Source organism: Enterobacter sp. 296B2, assembly GCF_034106185.1.
Classification (GTDB): Bacteria; Pseudomonadota; Gammaproteobacteria; order Enterobacterales; family Enterobacteriaceae; genus Enterobacter; species Enterobacter cloacae_N.
Map to the genome: position 1 here is coordinate 316,138 of NZ_JAWNCA010000001.1, position 22,048 is coordinate 338,185.

At 54.1% G+C, this 22,048-nt stretch carries 21 protein-coding genes; 10 read left to right on the forward strand and 11 right to left on the reverse strand.

Translation table 11 applies throughout. The features are described from left to right. Positions 1–42 precede the first annotated feature (42 nt). Positions 43–1,023 (forward strand): nitronate monooxygenase, encoded by a 981-nt coding sequence (locus URZ40_RS01465; RefSeq protein WP_320719645.1) that lies wholly within the window; start codon positions 43–45, stop codon positions 1,021–1,023. Between the two features lie 41 nt (positions 1,024–1,064). On the opposite strand, the gene URZ40_RS01470 is transcribed toward URZ40_RS01465, so the two are convergent. Then, positions 1,065–2,120, reverse strand: a complete 1,056-nt coding sequence (locus tag URZ40_RS01470; RefSeq protein WP_320719646.1) for an SDR family oxidoreductase — start codon at positions 2,118–2,120, stop codon at positions 1,065–1,067. A 97-nt stretch (positions 2,121–2,217) separates the two neighbouring features. Here URZ40_RS01470 and URZ40_RS01475 point away from each other — a divergent pair, with 97 nt between their 5' ends. Beyond that, positions 2,218–3,114 (forward strand): LysR substrate-binding domain-containing protein, encoded by an 897-nt coding sequence (locus tag URZ40_RS01475; RefSeq protein ID WP_320719647.1) that lies wholly within the window; start codon positions 2,218–2,220, stop codon positions 3,112–3,114. A 7-nt stretch (positions 3,115–3,121) separates the two neighbouring features. On the opposite strand, the gene umuC is transcribed toward URZ40_RS01475, so the two are convergent. Both umuC and umuD read right to left on the reverse strand, forming a co-directional pair. Beyond that, positions 3,122–4,384, reverse strand: a complete 1,263-nt coding sequence (umuC, locus tag URZ40_RS01480) for a translesion error-prone DNA polymerase V subunit UmuC (RefSeq protein WP_320719648.1) — start codon at positions 4,382–4,384, stop codon at positions 3,122–3,124. Next, positions 4,368–4,802, reverse strand: coding sequence for a translesion error-prone DNA polymerase V autoproteolytic subunit (gene umuD / locus URZ40_RS01485; RefSeq protein ID WP_116340291.1), 435 nt, complete (start codon positions 4,800–4,802; stop codon positions 4,368–4,370). The genes umuC and umuD overlap by 17 nt, the downstream gene beginning before the upstream one ends. 313 nt (positions 4,803–5,115) lie before the next feature. On the opposite strand from umuD, the gene URZ40_RS01490 reads away from it, so the two are divergent. After that, a complete protein-coding gene (locus URZ40_RS01490) occupies positions 5,116–5,316 on the forward strand; it encodes a hypothetical protein (RefSeq protein WP_028012954.1) in 201 nt (66 codons plus the stop codon). A gap of 46 nt (positions 5,317–5,362) precedes the next feature. On the opposite strand, the gene URZ40_RS01495 is transcribed toward URZ40_RS01490, so the two are convergent. Further along, positions 5,363–6,229, reverse strand: coding sequence for an aldo/keto reductase family oxidoreductase (locus tag URZ40_RS01495; protein ID WP_320719649.1), 867 nt, complete (start codon positions 6,227–6,229; stop codon positions 5,363–5,365). 144 nt (positions 6,230–6,373) lie between these two features. Between URZ40_RS01495 and URZ40_RS01500 the strand changes: the two genes are divergently transcribed. Then, positions 6,374–8,035, forward strand: coding sequence for a methyl-accepting chemotaxis citrate transducer (locus URZ40_RS01500; RefSeq protein ID WP_320719650.1), 1,662 nt, complete (start codon positions 6,374–6,376; stop codon positions 8,033–8,035). A gap of 27 nt (positions 8,036–8,062) precedes the next feature. Here the strand turns inward: URZ40_RS01500 and smrA are convergent, their stop codons facing one another. From smrA to URZ40_RS01520, 4 genes are all read right to left on the reverse strand, one after another. Continuing rightward, entirely contained in the window at positions 8,063–8,626 is a 564-nt protein-coding gene (smrA, locus tag URZ40_RS01505) for a DNA endonuclease SmrA (RefSeq protein WP_163329080.1), read from the reverse strand. Positions 8,627–8,992: 366 nt separating this feature from the next. Beyond that, entirely contained in the window at positions 8,993–10,507 is a 1,515-nt protein-coding gene (locus URZ40_RS01510) for a glucosyltransferase domain-containing protein (RefSeq protein ID WP_320719665.1), read from the reverse strand. Continuing rightward, positions 10,491–11,429, reverse strand: coding sequence for a glycosyltransferase family 2 protein (locus URZ40_RS01515; RefSeq protein WP_320719651.1), 939 nt, complete (start codon positions 11,427–11,429; stop codon positions 10,491–10,493). Before URZ40_RS01515 ends, URZ40_RS01510 begins: the two co-directional genes overlap by 17 nt. Positions 11,430–11,431: 2 nt before the next feature. Further along, entirely contained in the window at positions 11,432–11,797 is a 366-nt protein-coding gene (locus URZ40_RS01520) for a GtrA family protein (protein WP_316379002.1), read from the reverse strand. 168 nt (positions 11,798–11,965) lie between these two features. On the opposite strand from URZ40_RS01520, the gene ogt reads away from it, so the two are divergent. The 4 genes from ogt (at position 11,966) to uspE (ending at position 14,806) form a co-directional block, all read left to right on the forward strand. Continuing rightward, positions 11,966–12,481: a methylated-DNA--[protein]-cysteine S-methyltransferase gene (gene ogt, locus URZ40_RS01525; RefSeq protein WP_320719653.1), complete on the forward strand. Its 516-nt coding sequence runs from the start codon at positions 11,966–11,968 to the stop codon at positions 12,479–12,481. Between the two features lie 183 nt (positions 12,482–12,664). Further along, the gene (gene fnr, locus URZ40_RS01530) at positions 12,665–13,417 is read left to right on the forward strand and encodes a fumarate/nitrate reduction transcriptional regulator Fnr (RefSeq protein WP_006174991.1); all 753 of its coding nucleotides are present in this window, start codon (positions 12,665–12,667) and stop codon (positions 13,415–13,417) included. Positions 13,418–13,563: 146 nt separating this feature from the next. Continuing rightward, positions 13,564–13,746: a hypothetical protein gene (locus URZ40_RS01535; protein WP_014883604.1), complete on the forward strand. Its 183-nt coding sequence runs from the start codon at positions 13,564–13,566 to the stop codon at positions 13,744–13,746. Between the two features lie 109 nt (positions 13,747–13,855). Then, positions 13,856–14,806, forward strand: coding sequence for a universal stress protein UspE (uspE, locus tag URZ40_RS01540; RefSeq protein WP_028012944.1), 951 nt, complete (start codon positions 13,856–13,858; stop codon positions 14,804–14,806). Positions 14,807–14,845: 39 nt separating this feature from the next. Here the strand turns inward: uspE and URZ40_RS01545 are convergent, their stop codons facing one another. The 3 genes from URZ40_RS01545 to pntA form a co-directional block, all read right to left on the reverse strand. Beyond that, positions 14,846–15,955 carry a mechanosensitive ion channel family protein gene (locus URZ40_RS01545; RefSeq protein ID WP_316379001.1) on the reverse strand — a complete coding sequence of 370 codons (1,110 nt, stop codon included), beginning with the start codon at positions 15,953–15,955 and terminating at the stop codon, positions 14,846–14,848. A gap of 106 nt (positions 15,956–16,061) precedes the next feature. Continuing rightward, positions 16,062–17,450, reverse strand: a complete 1,389-nt coding sequence (gene pntB / locus URZ40_RS01550; RefSeq protein WP_320719654.1) for a Re/Si-specific NAD(P)(+) transhydrogenase subunit beta — start codon at positions 17,448–17,450, stop codon at positions 16,062–16,064. A 10-nt stretch (positions 17,451–17,460) separates the two neighbouring features. Then, positions 17,461–18,990 (reverse strand): Re/Si-specific NAD(P)(+) transhydrogenase subunit alpha, encoded by a 1,530-nt coding sequence (gene pntA / locus URZ40_RS01555; RefSeq protein ID WP_163329068.1) that lies wholly within the window; start codon positions 18,988–18,990, stop codon positions 17,461–17,463. A gap of 535 nt (positions 18,991–19,525) precedes the next feature. Between pntA and ydgH the strand changes: the two genes are divergently transcribed. Then, positions 19,526–20,470: a DUF1471 family protein YdgH gene (ydgH, locus tag URZ40_RS01560; protein WP_028012941.1), complete on the forward strand. Its 945-nt coding sequence runs from the start codon at positions 19,526–19,528 to the stop codon at positions 20,468–20,470. 185 nt (positions 20,471–20,655) lie between these two features. After that, entirely contained in the window at positions 20,656–22,038 is a 1,383-nt protein-coding gene (locus tag URZ40_RS01565; protein WP_116340315.1) for an amino acid permease, read from the forward strand. The last annotated feature ends 10 nt before the right edge of the window (positions 22,039–22,048 follow it).

The window sequence follows — 22,048 nt, forward strand, 5'->3', positions numbered from 1 at the left end:
GCCCTACACTCTTCCCCATTCAAACGTAAGGGAGAGTCTGCTATGAAAAATAACCGTATTTGTCAGATCCTGGGTATCGAAAAACCTGTTATTCAGGGGCCGTTATCCTGGCTCACGGATGCCCGCCTGGTCGCCGCGGTCAGCAATGCCGGCGGGCTCGGCGTGCTGGGGCCCAATGCCGGTTTAACCGCCGACACGGCGGTCTCCACGCCGGAAGAGACCGCCGAAAAAATGCGCGAAGAAATTCGTAAAACCAAACGGCTGACCGAAAAACCGTTTGGCGTGAACCTGATCCCCACGGCCGTTAATGACGTCTGGACTGGGCCTATTCTTCAGGTGGTGAAAGACGAAGGCGTCAGGGCCGTGGTGTATACGGGCTACGGGGAAGGCAGCATTATTCCCGCGCTGTTCAGCGAGTTAAAAGAGGCGGGTATCGCCATTATCTACCGCGACATCAATCCAACGCCGGAGAACACCCGCCTCGCAGAAGAAATGGGGGCTGACATTATCGTTGCTACCGGTTTTGATGAGGGCGGAACGTTACCCGCAACGGTGCTTGGCACCTTTTCCATCGTGCCGCTGATTGCCGATGCCGTGAAACACATCCCGATGATGGCCGCGGGCGGCATTACCGATAATCGCACCGCCAGAGCGGCCCATGCATTAGGCGCGGAAGGCGTGTTTGCCGGGTCGGTCTTTATCAGCACGGAAGAAAGCCGCGTGCCGCAGGGAGTCAAAGAGAAAATTGTTGCTGCCAACGGTCTCGATTTGCTGCTTTTCCGCACCGTGCCCCATTACTACCGCGCGCTTCCCGGCAAGCTGGCGGAAAAACTGGCGTCGATGGATAAAGCAGGCGCAAGCAACGAAGCGCTGGGCAAGGCGATGGGAGGATTACGGGGTCTGCGCCTGGGCATGCTGGAAGATAATACCGATGAAGGCTATATCGCGCTTGGCACGGGGATTGGGAACATCCGCAGCGTGAAAAGCGTGGCCGAGGTTGTTAATGCCTTAACGGTTGAGTAAACCCCCCGGCGTCCTGGCTTGCACCTGGACGCCCAGATTTATCAGGGAATAATCCGCGCCGCTCTCAACTGCGCGAACAGGCTGAAAAACATCTCATCCGTCGCCTGCATCCGCGTGAAGCCCGACCGCCGCAGCTTGCTCCCGTCACCAAACATGTCGTAGTTCCAGCTGAAGACGAAATCGGCAAACTGCCCATCGCTCAGCTGCAAAATATCCGCTTCCACCAGCCCTTCCCCGGCAAGATCGCGCCATACGCCGCGATAGTCCGTAAACAGCTGGTGAAACGACAACCTCACCGGCGGCGCAGAGTCCAGTTCAAACCAGCGGGCAATGCGCGGCCACAGCTCGCTCCAGCGCCAGATATCGCCATTATTCACGTTGAACGCCTGATTCTGTGCCGCCGGTGACGTAGCCGCCCACAGCGTGGCCTCCGCCAGCAGTCCGGCATCGGTGTAATCCACAATGCTGTGCCAGGTCTGTTCCGAACCGGGAAAACGCAGCGGTAACCCCAGCGCCTTACACAAAGAGACATACAGGGCGATACTCAGCGCAAGGTTCATGGTATTACCGGGCACCGCACTGCCCACCACGCCCGGCCGAATGGCATTCCAGTGCCAGCGTTTCCCCTGCTGAAACTGGCTGAGCCACGCGAGCTGCGCGGCGTTAAATTCGGCACCGGGCACGCCAGGATCGCTTTCGCGAGCCGGAGTTTTAAACGGCCCCAGGTGTGCGCCATACACTTTGTAACCCTGCATCAGGCTGACCGTCTGCAAAGGTGCCGTTTTTTCGAGGGTGCTGACCAGGTTACGCAGCATAGTGACGTTCGGCTCAACCATCTCTGTCCAGTTCGCGGCGTTCACCCAGGCGCTGTAAAAGAGATGGGTAACCCTGCTCAGCGATTGCAGCGCCCGCGCGCTGTCCTTAGCATCCAGCAAATCGACGTTCACCACTGGAATACCGTCAGGATGGGATAACGCCTGACGGCTCAGGCCGATCGCTTCCCATCCATTGTGCAGAAGCGTTTTAACAAGCTGTCTGCCGACAATTCCGCTCGCGCCCGCGACCAGGGCGACATTTTGTTGCTGCATCTTATCCATCGTGTTTCTCCAGAAAGGGTGACAGATGCAGTGTCATATATTATTTTTTTAGTGAATATCCCCTCCATCCGATAGCACTTATCAGAAAAACCATTAAATGAATAATAAGCTCAACGCCATTTCCACCTTTCTTTGGGTCGCGGACGCAGGCTCTTTTTCTGCCGCAGCCCGTCGGAGCGGGATGAAGCAGTCCGCCGTCAGCCAGCAGATCGCCGCCCTTGAACAAGAACTGGGCGTGGTGTTACTGCACCGAACAACGCGTGCAATGAAGCTGACCGAACAGGGAGAACGTTACCGCCGCGACATGCAGCTGCTGCTGGACGCCATGCGGGAAGCGGAGGGACGGCTGGCGCCGGTCGATCATCAATTTCAGGGAAGCGTTCATGTCCAGCTGCCGAGCGGCCTGGGGCAGATCGTCTTGCCACATCTACTGGAGCTGCAGCGCCTGCATCCAGAATTACATCTCAGGCTTTCTCTTGATGACCGCCTTGCAGACCTGGTGACGGAGGGCGTGGACGTCGCGATTAGGCTGGGCAGTGAGCCCCCGCAGGCGCATGCGGCCCGCGTGCTGGCGCGTATTGAAAGCGCGCTGTTTGCCGCCCCCGGCTTTCAGGCGGTGCACGACGTGAGCGAGCTGACCACGCTGCCCCACGTGCGCTTTAGCGGCATCCCGCTGGATGCCCCCCTGCGGCTCATCACGGATGAAGAAGCGATCGAAGTAAAAGTGAATACCGTTTTCCGCGCCAACACCAGCGACGCGCTGCTAAGGGCGCTGGAGGCGGGCATCGGTATCGGCGGTATGCAGCGACCGCTTGCGGCCAGGGCGCTGAAAACCGGCACGCTGGTGCCGGTATTGCCCGACTGGCGGTTGCCCGATCGCGTTCTCTATGCCGTCTATCCTGACGCCCGCTTTATTCCGCAACGCGTGCGAAGCGTCGTCGGCGTGATTGAGCAATTGCTGATTGAGATCGCGGAGCACGCCCCCGCAAAATAACCGCCTCCTACCGCGCCACCGGTAAATCCGCGTACCGCGTCGTATAAGCCGGTGACAGCATCTCACGCTTCATCGCCCAGGATTTCTCAATCCCCTGCCCGGCAAACCATATCTTCCCTTTGCCGGAATGATTCAGGCTGTCGATCGTCTCCATCAGCGCCGCACTGTTGGCGCTCGGGCGGTTATCGTCAAACAAGTTAAGCTGAGCGACGCCGCTGCTGAAAAAGTCCGCCAGCATGACCCCGGCTTTCATATAGCGATACCCGTCAAGCCAGATACGCCCCAGCGCCTCCGTGGCGGCGCGGATGATATCGCGCGAGTCATTGGTGGGCGTCATCAGGGTGACGGAAGCCTGATTGCCGTAATAAATTTCGTTGTCCGCGTGCGGGCTGGTGCGTACAAACACGCTGATAAAACGACAGTATTGATGCTCGCCGCGCAGTTTCTCTGCTGCGCGTTCCGCATAGGCGCAAATGGCCTGGTGCATCTCCTCGTACTGCGTAATACGGTGTCCAAACGAGCGGCTACAGATAATTTGCTGCTTCGTAGGGGTAAACTCTTCCAGATCGAGGCAGGGCTCACCGCGAAGCTCGCGTGCCGTGCGCTCCATAACCACGTTAAAATGTTTGCGGATGACCCAGGATGACGCTTCCGCCAGCTCCAGCGCCGTGGTAATCCCCATCGCATTGAGCTTTTTCGTGATACGTCGTCCTACTCCCCACACCTCCTCCACCGGAACCTTTGCCAGCAGCTTACGCTGCCGTTCACTGTCCGAGAGATCGACCACGCCCCCGGTGGCTGACCACCGCTTCGCCGCATAGTTAGCCAGCTTCGCCAGCGTTTTGGTCGGCGCAATCCCGACGCCAACGGTTAAGCCTGTGTTTTTGAAGACCTGCGTACGCATCTGATGACCGAATGCTTCCAGCGACAGGCAGTTGCTGACACCCGAAACGTTCACAAATGCTTCATCAATGGAGTAGATCTCAATGGCCGGCGCGAGATCGGTCAGCGTTTGCATCACCCGGCTGCTGAGGTCGGCATACAGCGCATAGTTCGAGCTAAAGACGTAAACCCGCGACGAATAACCCTTCTCTTTGAATTTAAAATAGGGCTCCCCCATTTTTATGCCGAACTGCTTTGCCTCTCGCGACAGCGAAATAATGCAGCCGTCGTTATTGGATACCACCACGATGGGTTTACCCACCAGATCGGGGCGAAACACCCTCTCGCAGGAGGCATAGAAACTATTCACATCAACCAGCGCGAACATGTTTATGCGTTTTAAGCGTATGAGTGACGACACCGAAGATTTGCAGCTCCTCTTCGGACTGAAAGGCGATCGGCTGATAGCGGGCATTACGCGGCAACAGTCGCAGAACCGGACGGGTCTGTAGCTCTTTCACCGTGAACTCACCGGCGACCGACGCCACAACGATATCCCCATGTTCAGCATTCAACGAACGGTCGACCACCAGCAGATCGCCGTCGCTAATCCCCGCGTCGATCATGGAGTCCCCGCTCACTTTGATAAAGTAGGTCGCACTGGGGTGCCTGACTGCCAGCCGGTTAAGATCGAGACGATCCTCCACATAATCCTGCGCAGGGCTTGGGAAGCCACAGGCAACGCGCTCAAGATAGAGAGGTAATTCAATAGGTTGTTTTGGATGATAAGAAAAGAGAGTGTCCATAAATGCCTTTCCCGCCAGATACTGTATATAAACACAGTATTACGGATTACGGCACAGGATCAAGGTCATTTCCGACAAAGACCGCAAACGCCTTGAAGTTTGAGCGGATTTAATTCAGCAACCTCTTGTGCGGGCGGTCGCAGATGGGTTAAACACAAGTCATAAGAAAGTCACAAACAAACACTTTAAAATCACTTCAAGTGAAAAATGAAAGATCAACAAATCACTACGCAAACACTATCGATTGACTTTTATATAAGAGTGACGCATATTTTAGGGCACAAATTATCAAGACTTTTGGAGGACGTTTTCTATGCCAGCCCGTGACTATCCCGACAAGCGAGTTGCCCGCGGTTTAGCAAAGGAGGCCGATCTCAGGATGTTGAGCGCCCGCATTGAGCCTGATTTGATGGAATACATCAGAATCACCGCCTTTGAGACGCGTAAAAGCAAGCAGGAGATTGTGGCAGAAGCGTTAGCACTTCACAGACAGAAAAGTCAATGCGGAGTCTGATCGGGCAAAGTCTGGAAGTGTCCTTCCGGCTTTGCCCATGCCGTGATTAACCCATCAGAGCATTCAGTTTTTCGAGTGCTTCAGGCGGCAATTGCACCTCTCCCGCCGCAAGGTTTTGCCGCAGATGCGCCACGGATGAAGTACCGGGGATCAGCAGGATGTTCGGCGACCGTTGCAACAGCCATGCCAGCGCAACCTGCATCGCCGTTGCGCCCAGGGAATCCGCGACGGCCTGCAGGCCGGTAAACTGCAGTGGCGTAAAGCCTCCCAGTGGGAAGAACGGCACATACGCAATCCCCTGCTGCGCCAGTAAATCTACCAGCGCATCGTCGCCGCGGTTCACAATGTTGTACATGTTCTGCACGCAGACGACCTGCACCATCTTCCGCGCTTCCGCCACCTGCGTGGCCGTGACGTTGCTCAGGCCAATGTGGCGCACCAGGCCTTGCTGCTGTAATTCTGCGAGGGTGGAAAGCGGTTCAGCAATCGATCCCTCCGCAGGGCCGTGCGCGCTAAACATGATCCGCAGATTCACCACGTCCAGCACATCCAGCTTCAGATTACGCAGGTTGTCATGCACCGCCTGAGTCAGTTCCTGCGCGGAAAAAGCGGGCAGCCAGGCCCCTTTGTCATCACGGCGGGCGCCGATCTTGGTGACGAGGGTGAGATCGTCCCGGTAAGGATGAAGCGCCTCGCGGATCAGCTGGTTCGTCACATGCGGACCATAAAAATCGCTGGTATCAATATGGTTCACGCCCGCCGCCACGGCTTCGCGCAGCACGTCCAACGCGGCTTGTTTATCCTTCGGCGGGCCAAACACGCCCGGCCCGGCAAGCTGCATCGCCCCGTAGCCCAGTCGTTTAACCGTTCGCGTTCCGAGCGCGTACGTCCCGCTTTTATCAATGCTGCTCATATTAACCTTCCTCATCAAAATGATCCGGATTTACAACAGGTTCCTGACCGAAGCCCTAAGTTAAGCGCGAGTTAAATTAAAGTTTAAATTCTATACGACGATAGTATTGGTGTACCTCTGCATCTTTTCTAACGGACGACCGCTATGCTGAAAAATCTGCACGTGATTACCGGAATTATCTTTGCCCTCACCATATTCTGTCTGCTGCAAGTTGTCACGGGAGGGTTGTTCTACTCTGCCGTCAGCAACGATCGCCATAACTTCCAGAACTCCGGCGTGCTGAATGCCCAGCAGGAAAGCCTGAGCGACAGCGTGAACACGCTGGTGAAAACGCGCGTCACCGTCACCCGCGTGGCAATTCGCTACCTAAAAAACCAGCGCGATCCGGCATCCCTTGCCGCAATTAACAAACTGCTCAGCACCGCAGGCGACTCTCTGGCTAAAGCGGAAACCTATAACAAAGAATGGCAGAAAATGCCGCAGGTTAACGGCCAGAATGCGGCGTTAACCGACGAGATGCAGAAATCCTGGAATCAGATGCATGAAGTGATGCGTTTGTCGATTGAGTATCTGCGTGCCGACAACTATCAGGCCTATGGCGATCTGGACGCTCAGCAGGCTCAGGACGATATGGAAGCGGTCTACAACCGCTGGCGCGCCGAAAACAACACGCTGCTGAAAGCGGCAACCGAAGAGAACCAGAGCAGCTTCACCCAGATGCAGTGGACGCTGGCAGCTATTTTCCTGGCCGTTATTGCCGTTCTGGTGGTGATCTGGCAGGGTTTACAGCACCTGCTGTTAAAACCGCTCAACGCCATCATGAACCATATTCGCGCCATTGCAGGAGGCGACCTGACGCAGAATATCGCCCTCTCTGGCCGCAATGAAATGGGTCAGTTGGCCGCCGGCCTGCATGAGATGCAGCAATCGCTGGTAACCACCGTCAGCGCCGTGCGCGGCAGCACCGATTCCATCTACACCGGCGCGGGTGAAATTGCCGCAGGGAGCAACGATCTCTCCGCCCGCACCGAAGAGCAGGCTGCCTCGCTCGAAGAAACTGCCGCCAGCATGGAAGAGCTGACCGCGACGGTTAAACAGAACTCCGATAACGCCCGTCAGGCGACGTTGCTGGCGAAGAACGCCTCTGAAACAGCGGCTCGCGGCGGCCACGTCGTGGATAACGTGGTTCGCACCATGAACGAAATTGCCAACAGTTCGCAGCAAATCGCCCATATTACCGGCGTGATTGACAGCATTGCGTTCCAGACCAACATTCTGGCGCTTAACGCCGCGGTGGAAGCCGCGCGCGCCGGCGAGCAAGGCCGCGGTTTTGCGGTTGTCGCCGGTGAAGTCCGTACGCTGGCCAGCCGCAGCGCGCAGGCGGCGAAAGAGATTAAAGGGCTTATCGAGAACTCCGTCAGCCGGGTGAACACCGGTTCTGAGCAGGTCAGCGAGGCTGGCACCACCATGAAGGAGATTGTCGCCGCCGTCACCCGCGTGACCGATATCATGGGCGAGATTTCGTCCGCGTCCGACGAGCAGAGCCGCGGTATTGAGCAGGTGAGCCTCGCCGTGTCGCAGATGGACAGCGTGACGCAGCAAAACGCCGCGCTGGTGCAGCAGTCCGCCACGGCGGCAGCGGCGCTGGAAGACCAGTCCGAACAGCTGCGCCAGGCCGTGGCCGCGTTTCGCCTGAACGGTAAAGTCAACGCCACCGCCCCGCGCCCGGCCAACGTTAAAACGCCGCAGCTGCTTCGTCCGGCAACGGCAACCGCCACCCCCGACAGTAACTGGGAAACGTTTTAAGCCTCAGGCGGGCGAAGATATCGCCCGCTAGCGGCTGCGCTTGGCGTGCCGCTCCCAGTTGTCCTGTTTTGCTTCATCGGATTTTCGCAGGGAAACATAGCATGCCCCGCTGCCGCCGTGATGCGGCAGCGCCACGCAGAAAGCCTGCACTTCCTCGAACTCGGTTAACCAGCGAGCAAGATAGCTGCGCACCACATTAGGGTGCGAATTCTGCTCGCGCCCTTTCCCGTGAATGACGATCAGGTTACGTAGTCCGTCACGACTGGCCTGACGAATAAAGGAATACAGCATCTGGCGGCAGCGTTCAGCAGGCTGGCGCAACAGATTCAGGCTGGCCTGTCGGGAGTATTTACCCGAACGCAGCTTATCAATAACGCCCTGCTGAACGCCTTCGCGCTGAAAAGCCAGCTGCTCGTCAAGGGGCAATAGCTCAAGGAAACCCAGGGTCAGAAAGTTGTCGAGCTGTTCGGTATCGATGTCCTGGCGAGCCCGGGTATTACGGCTTTGCTGCCAGTGGATATCGGTGCAGCGCTTCAGGGGCTGGACATCCTCCATGGCGTCAAGAAAAAGAGATTTGTCGTCAGGGTTCATGGAAATCCTCCGGCTACATCTGAGAGACGTACTATACCCATAGAGGATAACGGGCTCAATGACAAACGGGTACATGGAGAAGAGCGGTTTAATTACCGGGGAAGCCATATTTTAAAAGCGCTAAACATATTTGCGGAATGATTATCTTTAACAAGGCTTAACTAAAATTTTACGACACTTAAAATTCAAATTTAAGTTAAAATTTTGTGAATTCAATCAGTAAACACGCTGTCATTTTCCGGCGCGTATGCTATATATAAAAAACCTGCTGTAAGGGAAAAAAGCAAAGTGGGCTTGCGAAAGGAAGCACTGCTGTGTGTTCATGGGCCTGACGATGTCGGCAGGCCCAGTTTTTTTCGCTGCTATTTATAACGATTTATTGCATGCTGTTTTGTCAAAGTCAACGTAGCGTACATCCCCCTTGACATACATGGTAAATTCTTGCCTGACCAGTTTGTCTTTCCACTGACAGAAAGAACCATCATTTTTTACTTTTTTGATAAGTATATCTCTATTGTATAACTGCGCCTGGCGGGTTGGCCAGATACTGGCATTTAAAATAAAGGTATTATGCAAAATATATTTTGTATAGGGGAAATTAGCGCGAACGTTGCTCGCCTGACGTAGCCAGACACGATCTTTCGCGTAATATGGTGCAACCAAAAATATTTTCTCAGGCAATGTATCATTGACCGGGTAGTTTAAAATTACGTCAAGCAACCGATCTTCATACTGATATTGTGCCAGAATAGCGCCGGTAATCGCCGCATTAAGGCTTGCCATCAACGTAAAGAAAATTACCCAGCCCACGCAAAGATATTTAAGCATTATCTTCGGCAGATAAAGCAATGGGAAGAACCAAATAAGCATCACGAACTGGTTCCCCGCCATCGCCCTTCCCGCATAAAGAGGAGCACGCAACAGTGCCTGGGGTAGCAACGCCATCAGCAGTCCAAGCACGCAGGATAACAAATAGATCGTTAGACAGAGCCATCTGTTACGCTGAATACGCGTTGCCGCCACGATCACACCCGCGATGGAAAACATAAATAATATGATGAGAACCACTCCGGCCGTACCGTAAAATGGCGAAAAAAACACATCCAGAAGATACCGGAGATGAGTAGAAACCTGCGCAGGGAAAATAATACTCAGCGTCAGCATTTTGCTGTGAATTAATACGTACTCCCTTAGCGGCAGCAGCAGAATAAATACTTTATACGTAACAAATCCAGCAAATAACGTAATGATGACATTCCCGGCGTGCTGCCGCGTGGCAAGACTTAAGGTTCCGGTGTCAAAAAACTCTTTTAACAGAAAAACCGCGATAATCAAAAACGGGGCAACCAGGAAAAGCTGATAAAAACAGAGAGAAAGAAAATAGCAGCCATAGAAGAACAGATAGCCGCGCCAGTTACGTTTACCAATAAATGGAAGCGCAGTCAGAAGCAATGCGGCTCCCATTGACACTGAGTCAAAGCTGTACTGGATACAATGAATAAACCAGGGAGAGAAGACGACCGTCAGGCAGACCAGAAAACCGCTCCATGTCGCTTCCTTGATGATTCTTTGATAGACAATCCACGCTACGCTCGCCACGCACATAGCGCTAATGAGTTTGGTTAACGGTGCAAGGTTAATAGCCACAACGTCGGTTGAACGACCGATCCACCCGGAGAGCAAGCGAATGAGGATTTCCGCGGCCGGACGACCGCTGTCAGCATATTCACCTAAACCTGTGAATTCGTACCTGCCGTAACCTAATGCATTACGCCCAATATCATCATTGAACAGATAGGTTTGGCTCAGAGCGGGGAAAAAATAAATAAAAGCACAAAGTGCGAATAACCCCAACATTGCCGCATTATTTTTTAACATCATCACACCCTTCACTTCCTTGCTTAAGAATATAACGCGGGCGACCTTTTACCTCGATAAAAATCCTGCCGATATATTCACCCAGTACACCAATACTGACTAGCTGCACGCCGCCAATAAATAAAATCGCCACCATTAATGATGGATAGCCTGGGACATCATTTCCCCAGATGAGTTTATCGATAATCATCCATAGAGCGTAAGTCATAGAAAGGGTGGCGATAAAAAAACCCAGGTAAGTCCATAGCTGGAGCGGAAAAATGGAAAATGAGGTAATGCCTTCCACCGCCAGCCTCCATAATTTCCAACCGTTGAATTTGCTGATCCCCGCACGGCGGGGATCACGGGAATAAGCCACAACCGTGGTTTTTCCTCCTGTCCACGAAAGCAAGCCTTTCATAAAAAGCGTTCTTTCTGGTAATTGAAGAATCGCGTTTACCGTCTCACGTGACAGGAGCCTGAAATCGCCAACGTTCTCCACAATGCCTGGTGAGCTAATTTGATTATGTGCTCGATAAAACCACTGTGCCGTTTTTCGTTTTAGCCAGGTATCACATCGGCGATCGATGCGCTGGGCAAGCACGGTATCAAACCCGTCCTGCCAGCGCGAAATAAGCGCAGGTATGACGTGAACAGGATCCTGTAAATCTACATCAACAGGGATCACCGCGTCGCCCGTTGCCGCCCGCAACCCGGCCAACAGTGCAGCCTCTTTGCCAAAGTTACGGCTAAACTCGACAAGACGAACGCTGCCGGGAAACGTTTCCCGGCGGATCGCCTGGACAGTATTATCGCGACTACCGTCGTCGACAAAAATCAGTTCAAGCGAGTAATGAGCCAGGAGGGGCTCGCATCGCAGCGCGTTGAAAAACAGTGGAATAGCCTGTTCCTCATTAAAAACGGGAATCACAAGTGAGATAACCATATTCAATCCCTGAATATAAAACGTTTAGAAAGTAAAAAGCCGAGCACCATGCTGACAGAAGAGAACGTGAGTAACGTGAATAAAGCGGGAAGTCCGGCAACCTCCGCCAGCTTGCCCGTCAACCACGCCAGACACGCCATCGCCATGACAAAAAGCAGATATTTATGTAAGGTCCGTTTTTTTTTGAACGTCCAGGTAGCGTTAGCAACAAAACTAAATGATGCCGCAACAAAAAAAGCAGTTACGTTAGCCAGGCTTTGCGAAAATGAAAATAAAAAAAAGGTCAGGAGAAATACAGCGGCATGAATAGCGGTATTCAGCACACCGACGGAGACAAACCGAATGAATAAATATAAGGACGCACGCATAATTAATCCCAGACACAATTATCCATAGTATATGCTAACGCCTTCGGAAATTATTCCTCCTGCATGTAAATATAATCTGAAAAACTACCCCTCTTGTTCCCTCGCAACATCTTGAACATCCCGAAATTTCCCGACATGATAATGGCTTTGGTTATTCAGGTATCGCTTATGCTAACGCTATTGCAGGAATTGATCCCCACGCCGCTGGGGCCGCTATGGGTCATATGTGATGAACAGTACCGCTTAAGAGCTGTAGAGTGGCAAGAGCACAGCGATCGCATGGAGGTGCTGCTCGCCATCCATTACAGTAAAGAAGGCTATCAGCGCCGGACTGCGGTTAACCCGGGGGGGTTGTGCGATAAGCTCAGCGCCTATTTCGAAGGCGATCTCAGCATCATTGATACTCTGCCAACCGCCACAGCAGGCACGCCTTTTCAGCGGGAAGTGTGGCAGGCGCTGCGGTCGATTCCGTGCGGGCAGGTCATGCATTATGGTCAGCTCGCGGAGCAGCTAGGTCGCGCGGGCGCCGCACGCGCGGTGGGTGCTGCCAATGGCTCCAACCCTGTCAGCATTGTGGTTCCCTGCCATCGGGTCATCGGCCGCAACGGCACCATGACCGGCTATGCCGGCGGCGTGCAGCGAAAAGAGTGGTTGCTGCGTCACGAAGGGTATCTCTTACTCTAGTTCCCAGGCTTTTTGTGCTTAATTTTCTACCGGTTAGGCTAAAAATCCATAATCAAGCTGTGGAATTTCAAGAAGATGGCGACACAATGTCGCCACTTGTCCTTATTGAGGGTTTGTCAGGCTTACGTACTTACCAAAAAGATGTTAAAATTGACCAATATCAATTAAGGCTTGAGCAAACCTATGATCCCGGAAAAGCGAATTATACGACGCATTCAGTCTGGCGGTTGTGCTATCCATTGCCAGGATTGCAGCATCAGCCAGCTCTGTATCCCGTTTACCCTGAATGAGCATGAACTCGATCAGCTTGATAACATCATCGAGCGCAAAAAGCCTATTCAGAAAGGGCAGACGCTGTTTAAAGCGGGAGACGAACTGAAATCGCTCTATGCAATCCGTTCTGGCACCATCAAGAGCTACACCATCACCGAACAGGGTGACGAGCAGATCACCGGCTTCCATCTGGCTGGCGATCTTGTGGGCTTTGATGCCATCGGCACTGGCCACCACCCGAGCTTTGCTCAGGCACTCGAAACTTCGATGGTTTGCGAAATCCCGTTTGAAACCCTGGACGATCTGTCCGGCAAGATGCCTAATCTGCGTCAGCAGATGATGCGTCTGATGAGCGGTGAGATCAAAGGCGATCAGGACATGATTCTGCTGCTTTCCAAAAAGAATGCAGAAGAGCGCCTGGCCGCGTTTATCTATAACCTCTCCCGCCGCTTCGCCGAGCGCGGTTTCTCGCCGCGTGAGTTCCGTCTGACTATGACCCGTGGCGATATCGGTAACTACCTGGGCCTGACCGTGGAAACCATCAGCCGTCTGCTGGGCCGTTTCCAGAAGAGCGGTATGCTGGCCGTTAAGGGTAAATACATCACTATCGAAAACGGTGAAGCGCTGGCCGTTCTTGCCGGGCACGCCCGCAACGTGGCATAACTCTCCGCATGCTGATAACCAGACTGATAAATTCACGTGATTTATTGGTCTGGTATAATCGCCCCCGTTTCAAGACATTTTCACCGTAGCACGTCCCTACACAGCGCCTGAAAGGTTGTCGTTGAGGTTATGAATTGAGAGAAAGTTTGTTTTTCGTTTCAGTCGTGATTGCCTCTGTGACCTTTATCTTCATCTGGATCATGCTTGTCGGCCCAATGAAGGGGGAGGAAAAAACCTACGTTCAGGATTCCACGACCTTTGCGATAGCGGTAATGGTGCTGCTGTTCATTGCGTTTATCGCGGTGACAACCACCGTACTTTTCCTCTGATAAATTTTCATGAATTATTGATCTGGCAAAAGCTCCCCTCTGTTTCATTCAGGATATATAGGTTACTCTTTTAATTACAGACTGTGGTGACAGTAGTAAGGAGACCTGTATGGCAAAGTATCAAAACATGCTGGTGGCTATCGATCCGAATCAGGACGATCAGCCGGCATTACGACGTGCTGTGTATTTACATCAACGGATTGGTGGCAAAATCAAAGCGTTTTTGCCGATCTATGACTTCTCGTATGAGATGACCACCCTTCTGTCGCCTGACGAGCGCACCGCTATGCGTCAGGGCGTCATCAGCCAGCGTACCGCGTGGATCCGTGAACAGGCGAAGTATTACCTGGAAGCGGGTGTGCCTATTGATATTAAAGTGGTCTGGCATAACCGACCTTTTGAAGCCATTATCCAGGAAGTGGTTGCCGGCGGGCACGACCTGCTGCTGAAGATGGCGCACCAGCACGACAAGCTGGAATCCGTGATCTTCACCCCGACCGACTGGCATTTGCTGCGCAAATGCCCTTGCCCGGTCTGGATGGTGAAAGACCAGCCGTGGCCTGAAGGCGGGAAAGCCGTTGTGGCGGTGAACCTCGCGAGCGAAGAGGATTATCACAATTCGCTCAACGAAAAGCTGGTGAAGGAGACCATCCAGCTTGCTGACCAGGTCAACCACACCGAAGTGCATCTGGTGGGTGCCTATCCGGTTACCCCGATCAATATCGCCATCGAGCTGCCGGAATTTGACCCTAGCGTCTATAACGACGCCATCCGCGGCCAGCATCTGCTGGCGATGAAAGCGCTGCGCCAGAAGTTCAGCATCGACGAAAACATGACGCACGTGGAAAAAGGGCTGCCTGAAGAGGTGATCCCGGATTTAGCCGAGCATCTGCAGGCCGGGATTGTGGTCCTGGGAACCATTGGCCGGACCGGTATTTCTGCCGCTTTCCTCGGCAACACTGCCGAACAGGTGATCGACCATCTGCGCTGCGACCTGCTGGTGATTAAGCCGGATGAGTATCAGACGCCGATTGAGCTGGACGACCCGGAAGACGATTAACGTAATTTAAAAGCCCGCCGCTCCGGCGGGCTTTTCTCATCAGCTCTCCATTACCGGCTTCGGCTGTTCACCTGACTCCTCCTGCATCCACGGCGCGTGCAATACCATGCTGGGCAGCGCCAGCTTAATCTCCTGGGCGTTCAGCCCTTCAAGAATACGGATATTGATCTCCTGCTGGATGTCCATGTATTTGTTGTAATCCGCGGTATTAACAATATGGACGACTTCAAACGTCAGGCGGTCGCGGTCGAATCCGAGAAAATGGGCGCGATCAAATTTTGTCTCACCGACATCGGTAATGATCTGCCTGACCATATCCCCCACGTAGCGGAGCTTATCGGGCGGCGTGTCGCTGGCAACGCCAAAGGTAAAGACGATGCGGCGCGTCTGCATGCGTTTGTAGTTGTGAAGCGTCTGCTGAAGCAAAATGGCGTTACCGCAGACGATCTGCTCTCCGCTCAGGCTGCGGATACGGGTCGTTTTCAGGCCAATGTGCTCTACCGTCCCCGCCACGTCGTTGAACACCACGAAATCGCCAATTTCGAACGGTTTATCAAAGCCGATAGAAAGCGAGGCAAACACGTCGCTCAGAATCGTTTGTACGGCAAGGGCAATGGCAATACCCCCTACCCCAAGGCTGGCAACCAGAGCAGTGATGTTGACGCCCGCGTTAGCAAGGATAGACAGCAGCATCACTGACCAGACGATGGCACGGAGAATAAGCCCCGTGATCACCAGCGTAACCGGGTTTTTATGGCTTCCCGGCGCCAGCATGACGTGACGAAGCCACGACACGACCCCCTGATCCATCCACAGCGCAACCTGGATGGCGAAGACCAGGAACCAGGCGTGGCTGACGGTGCCAAAAAGATGATCGGGCAGGTCAACGAAACGCAGGCTGAGGAGCAGTGCCACCACAAACAGCAGGAAACGGCTGGTGCGGTTAAGCATATCCGTCAGGATAAAACGCATCCGGTTGGTGGCCGGGTGCTTGTCGCCCCAGGTGGTGATGCCTTTCTTAACGAACGCGATCAGGCGCGTCAGCAGCCAGTACACCAGCAGCGTCACAAAGACAACCGTGGCGGCGCCTATCCAGAATGTCGGCGTCATCATCAACGCGATGAAGTCGAAGCGGGACAGAAATTGCATTACACCTCCTCGTATTACACAAAGGGTAAAGTATAGACAGAGGAGAAAAGCTGACCGCAGAAATAAGAAAACCGCCCCTAAGGGCGGTTTGTCAGGAGAAAGCGAATTACAGCGCTTTCAGAATCGCATCCACGCTGGCCTTGGCGTCGCCAAACAGCATGTGGGTGTTCTCTTTGAAGAACAGCGGGTTCTGTACCCCGGCATAGCCGGTGTTCATGGAACGCTTGAAGACAATGACGTTCTGCGCCTTCCACACTTCCAGAACCGGCATCCCGGCGATTGGGCTACCCGGATCGTCCTGTGCAGCAGGGTTAACGGTGTCGTTGGCGCCAATGACCAGCACGGTGTCGGTGTCGGCGAAATCATCGTTGATCTCATCCATTTCCAGCACGATGTCGTAAGGCACTTTCGCTTCCGCCAGCAGCACATTCATGTGGCCCGGCAGACGCCCTGCCACCGGGTGAATACCAAAGCGAACCTTGATGCCTCGCGCGCGCAGCTTCTCGGTGATTTCCGCCACCGGATACTGCGCCTGTGCCACCGCCATGCCGTAGCCCGGGGTGATGATCACGGAATGCGAGTTTTTCAGCATCTCTGCGGTATCTTCCGCAGAAATTTCACGGTGCTCACCCACTTCTTCATCCGCACTGGAAGAAGACCCATCGGTCCCGAAACCACCGGCGATAACGCTGATGAACGAGCGGTTCATCGCCTTACACATGATGTAAGACAGGATCGCACCGGAAGAACCCACCAGCGCACCGGTGACGATCAGCAGGTCGTTGCTCAGCATAAAGCCCGCCGCCGCCGCTGCCCAACCGGAGTAGGAGTTCAGCATTGAGACAACCACCGGCATATCCGCACCGCCGATGGACGCCACCAGATGCCAGCCGAACGCCAGCGCGATGATGGTCATCACCAGCAACGCCAGCACCTGCAGGCCCACGCTTTCGGTACGCACGAAGACCACCAGCAGCACAAACGACACCACCAGCGCCGCCAGGTTCAGCTTGTGACGGTTAGGCAGCATCAGCGGTTTAGAAGAGATCTTACCGCGCAGCTTGCCGAACGCCACGATAGAACCGGTGAAGGTCACTGCACCGATGAAGATGCCGAGGAACACTTCGGTCAGATGAATGTTGACCAGAATCGGTTCCATGCCCGGTTCGTGATAAAGGTAGCTGTTGAAGCCCACCAGCACCGCCGCCAGCCCCACGAAGCTGTGCAGAATCGCCACCAGCTCAGGCATCTCGGTCATTTCAACGCGCTTCGCCATGCGAATACCAATCGCGCCGCCGATGATCATCGCCACCAGGATCCACGCCACGTTGCCGGTATCCGGCCCGAAGATGGTGGCAATCAGCGCAATCGCCATCCCGGCGATACCAAAGTTATTTCCCTGCTGAGACGTTTCGTGTTTGGAAAGCCCCGCCAGACTGAAAATAAACAGGATTGCAGCAACAATGTATGCGGCTGTGACTAATCCTCCAGACATATGCTACCCCTTAGCCTTTACGAAACATTTTCAGCATGCGCTGAGTCACGGTGAAACCACCGAAAATATTGATACTGGCGATCAGCACCGCGATAAAGCTCAGGAAGCTGATCCAGCCGCCGTGTCCAATCTGCAGTAACGCCCCCACTACGATGATCCCCGAGATGGCGTTAGTGACCGACATCAGCGGCGTATGCAGCGCGTGGGAGACGTTCCACACCACGTAATAACCTACGACGCAGGAGAGTGCGAAGACGGTAAAGTGGCCGAGGAACTCTTTCGGCGCAACGTCAGCCAACCAGCCGAACAGAATGATAACCAGCGCCATGATGGCGTATTTACGCCACGGTGAAGCCGGTTTAGCAGGTTCTTTTGGCTCGGGTGCCGCTTTCTGCGCCGCCTGAGGCTGAGCAGAAACCTGAATAGGCGGCGCAGGCCAGGTAATTTCACCTTCGCGTACCACGGTGACGCCGCGCACCACCACGTCATCAAAATCAACGGTGATGTTGCCGTCTTTCTCTTTGCAAAGCAGCTTCAGCAGGTTAACCAGGTTGGTACCGTACAGCTGGGAAGACTGGGTTGGCAGGCGGCCAGGGAGATCGGTATAGCCGATAACCTTCACGCCGTTAGCGGTCGTGGTCACCTGATTGGCAACGGTATACTCGCAGTTACCGCCGTTTTGCGCCGCCAGGTCGACAATCACGCTGCCCGGCTTCATGGAGTCCACCATCTCGCGGGTGATCAGCTTCGGCGCGGGTTTACCCGGAATAAGCGCGGTGGTAACAATAATGTCGACGTCTTTCGCCTGCGCGGCAAAGAGTTCCATTTCGGCTTTGATAAAGGCTTCTGACATCACCTTCGCATAGCCATCACCGCTGCCCGCTTCTTCCTTAAAGTCCAGCTCAAGGAATTCGGCCCCCATACTCTGAACCTGTTCCTTCACTTCGGGACGGGTGTCGAACGCGCGCACGATAGCGCCCAGGCTGTTTGCCGCACCGATTGCAGCAAGACCCGCCACGCCCGCGCCAATCACCATCACTTTCGCCGGCGGGACTTTCCCCGCCGCGGTGATTTGACCGGTAAAGAAGCGTCCAAATTCGTGAGCGGCTTCGACAATGGCGCGGTAGCCGGCAATGTTTGCCATGGAGCTGAGCGCATCCAGCGACTGCGCGCGCGAAATACGCGGCACGGAGTCCATCGCCATCACGGTCACGCCACGGGCCGCCAGCTTCTCCATCAGTTCAGGATTTTGTGCAGGCCAGACGAAGCTCACCAACGTTGTTCCCGGATTCAGCAGCGCAATCTCGCTCTCTTCCGGCGCGTTGACCTTCAGAATCACGGGAGACTGCCAGACTTCAGCACCGTCCACCACTTCTGCGCCAGCCTGAATAAAGGCCTCGTCATCGAAACTCGCCAGTTTGCCTGCGCCGCTTTCAACCGCGACGGTAAAACCCAGCTTAAGCAGTTGCTCCACCGTTTTCGGTGTTGCCGCTACGCGGGTTTCATTGGCTAACCGTTCTTTTGGTACCCCAATACGCATAGTTTTCCCTTCCATCGGTTTTTGATGATGGTTTGTCGATAAATGCCCGCGGTTTGTATCAATTTTCGCCAGTATGATAGCGACGAGAAATGAGTACCCCCGCAAAATAAAACAGTAACAAACTGTCTATAACCTACTGAAAATAGCGCTTGTGATCTACCGCCAGAAAACACTATTTCTTACTTTATCTGTGAAAAATAAGCGATCGGCGTCACTGACAGTGATATTTACCTTAAATTCATCGCCAGAACCGATAAATCGCGCAAGCGAAGCGGTAAAAACATGATATAGCGCCATAAGAGAACAAGTTATTAACATTAAATTAACTTGTAAAAGTCATATGCTTTATCAGTTTTGCTTGTCAAACGCCTGTTTTTTCAACATATCACTAAATGTTATCGAATTCGGTAATTCAGTGAGCACAGGCTGTGAAAAATGGCGCAGACAGCGACGGGTTTTAAATGCCATAATCGGGACCGTCTCAAATAAACAACAATACCAGTACATGGTTTGCGCAAGGCGAAGGATTATTTTTATGAAGCTTAAGAACACACTCCTGGCGTCCGCACTTCTCTGTGCGACCGCCCTGTCTGCGAATGCCGCAACAGAGTTAACGCCGGAGCAAGCGGCAGCATTAAAACCTTTTGACCATACGGTCATTGTGGGTCGTTATAATTCTATTGGCGATGCCGTCGCCGCCGCATCAAAAGCCGCTGATAAAAACGGGGCGGCCTCGTTTTACGTTGTTGACCAGTCCGATTACGGCAACAGCGGTAACCAGCGCGTGACCATTGCGCTATATAAAGATAATGCGCCAAAGGCTGACGCACCGAAAAACCGCGTGATCAACGGTATCGTTGAGCTGCCGAAAGATCAGGCCATTGAGCTGGAACCTTACGACACCGTTACCGTTCAGGGCTTCTATCGCAGCCAGCCTGAAGTGAACGATGCCATCACCAAAGCCGCAAAAGAGAAAGGTGCCTACTCTTTCTATATCGTGCGTCAGGTGGATGCTAACCAGGGTGGCAACCAGCGCATTACCGCATTCATCTACAAAGAAGATGCGAAAAAACGCGTTCTGCAGAGCCCGGATGCCATCCCTGCGGATTCTGAAGCGGGTCGCGCGGCGATAGCCAAAGGCGGCGAAGAAGCGAAGAAAGTTGAAATTCCAGGCGTCGCGACCTCTGCGGCGCCAAGCGCTGAAGTGGGCCGTTTCTTTGAAACACAATCCACGAAAGGTGGCCGCTACTCCGTTACGCTGCCGGACGGCACTAAAATTGAAGAGCTGAACAAAGCCACTGCCGCGCAAATGGTGCCGTTCGACAGCATCAAGTTCACCGGCAACTACGGCAATATGACGGAAGTCTCCTACCAGGTCGCGAAGCGTGCGGCGAAGAAAGGGGCGAAGTATTACCACATCACCCGCCAGTGGCAGGAACGTGGCAACAACGTGACCATCAGCGCCGATCTGTACAAGTAACAAAATCGTTGACGAAAGGCGGCGCAATGCCGCCTTTTTTTGTTACTTTTTTCGAATTTCTGCCACACATCATTGCATGCTTTCGTTACACTCCGTAAAATCCCGCGCCTTAGTGTGATCCACCATTTTTATGCGCCTTAGCGAAATAATTATTCTGGATTGGGACTTTTCATAACAGGAAGCCAATGGAAAAGAAACTTGGCCTGAGTGCTCTGACTGCACTCGTTTTAAGCTCAATGCTGGGTGCGGGCGTATTCAGTTTACCGCAGAACATGGCGGCCGTTGCAAGCCCTGCCGCCCTGCTCATTGGCTGGGGCATTACCGGTGTCGGGATATTGCTGCTGGCATTCGCCATGCTGCTGCTGACCCGCGTTCGCCCGGATCTGGACGGCGGCATTTTCACCTATGCACGTGAAGGTTTTGGCGAGCTGATTGGCTTCTGCTCCGCCTGGGGCTACTGGCTGTGCGCGGTCATCGCCAACGTCTCTTATCTGGTGATTGTCTTCTCGGCGCTCAGTTTCTTTACCGATACCCCTGAGCTGCGCCTGTTTGGCGACGGCAATACCTGGCAGTCTATCGTCGGCGCCTCGGCGCTGCTGTGGATTGTTCACTGGCTGATTTTGCGCGGCGTCCAGACCGCCGCCAGCATCAACCTGGTAGCGACGCTGGCGAAACTGGTGCCGCTTGGCCTGTTCATCGTGCTGGCCTTCATTGCGTTCCGTCTCGACGTGTTTACGCTTGATTTCAGCGGAATTGCGCTTGGCGTTCCGGTCTGGGAACAGGTGAAAAACACGATGCTGATTACCCTGTGGGTGTTTATCGGCGTTGAAGGCGCGGTGGTGGTTTCTGCCCGCGCGCGTAATAAACGCGATGTGGGCCGCGCCACGCTGCTGGCCGTCCTGGCGGCGCTGGGCGTGTATCTGCTGGTAACGCTGCTGTCGCTGGGCGTGGTGGCGCGTCCTGAACTGGCCGAAATGCGTAACCCGTCGATGGCAGGCCTGATGGTGAAAATGCTCGGCCCCTGGGGCGACGTGGTGATTGCCGCAGGGCTGATCGTCTCCGTCTGCGGCGCTTACCTGAGCTGGACCATCATGGCGGCTGAAGTGCCGTTCCTGGCCGCGACGCACAAGGCGTTTCCACGCCTGTTTGCCCGACAAAACAAAAATAATGCACCATCAGCCTCACTCTGGCTGACCAACATCAGCGTTCAGGTCTGCCTGGTGCTGATCTGGCTCACAGGTTCAGACTATAACACCCTGCTGACCATCGCCTCCGAGATGATTCTGGTACCCTATTTCTTAGTGGGTGCGTATTTGTTAAAAATCGCCACGCGTCCGGCGCACTATGTCGTGGGCGTTGGGGCCTGTATTTACGGCCTGTGGTTGTTGTATGCTTCCGGGCCGATGCATCTGCTGCTGTCGGTAGTGCTGTATGCGCCGGGCCTGCTGGTATTTATCTACGCCCGCCGCACGCATCAGCTGGAGAACGCGCTGAAACGCCGTGAAATGGCCTTAATCGGGCTGTTACTGGTTGCTGCCGTACCGGCAACCTGGATGTTAATGGGATAGCACTGTCTTT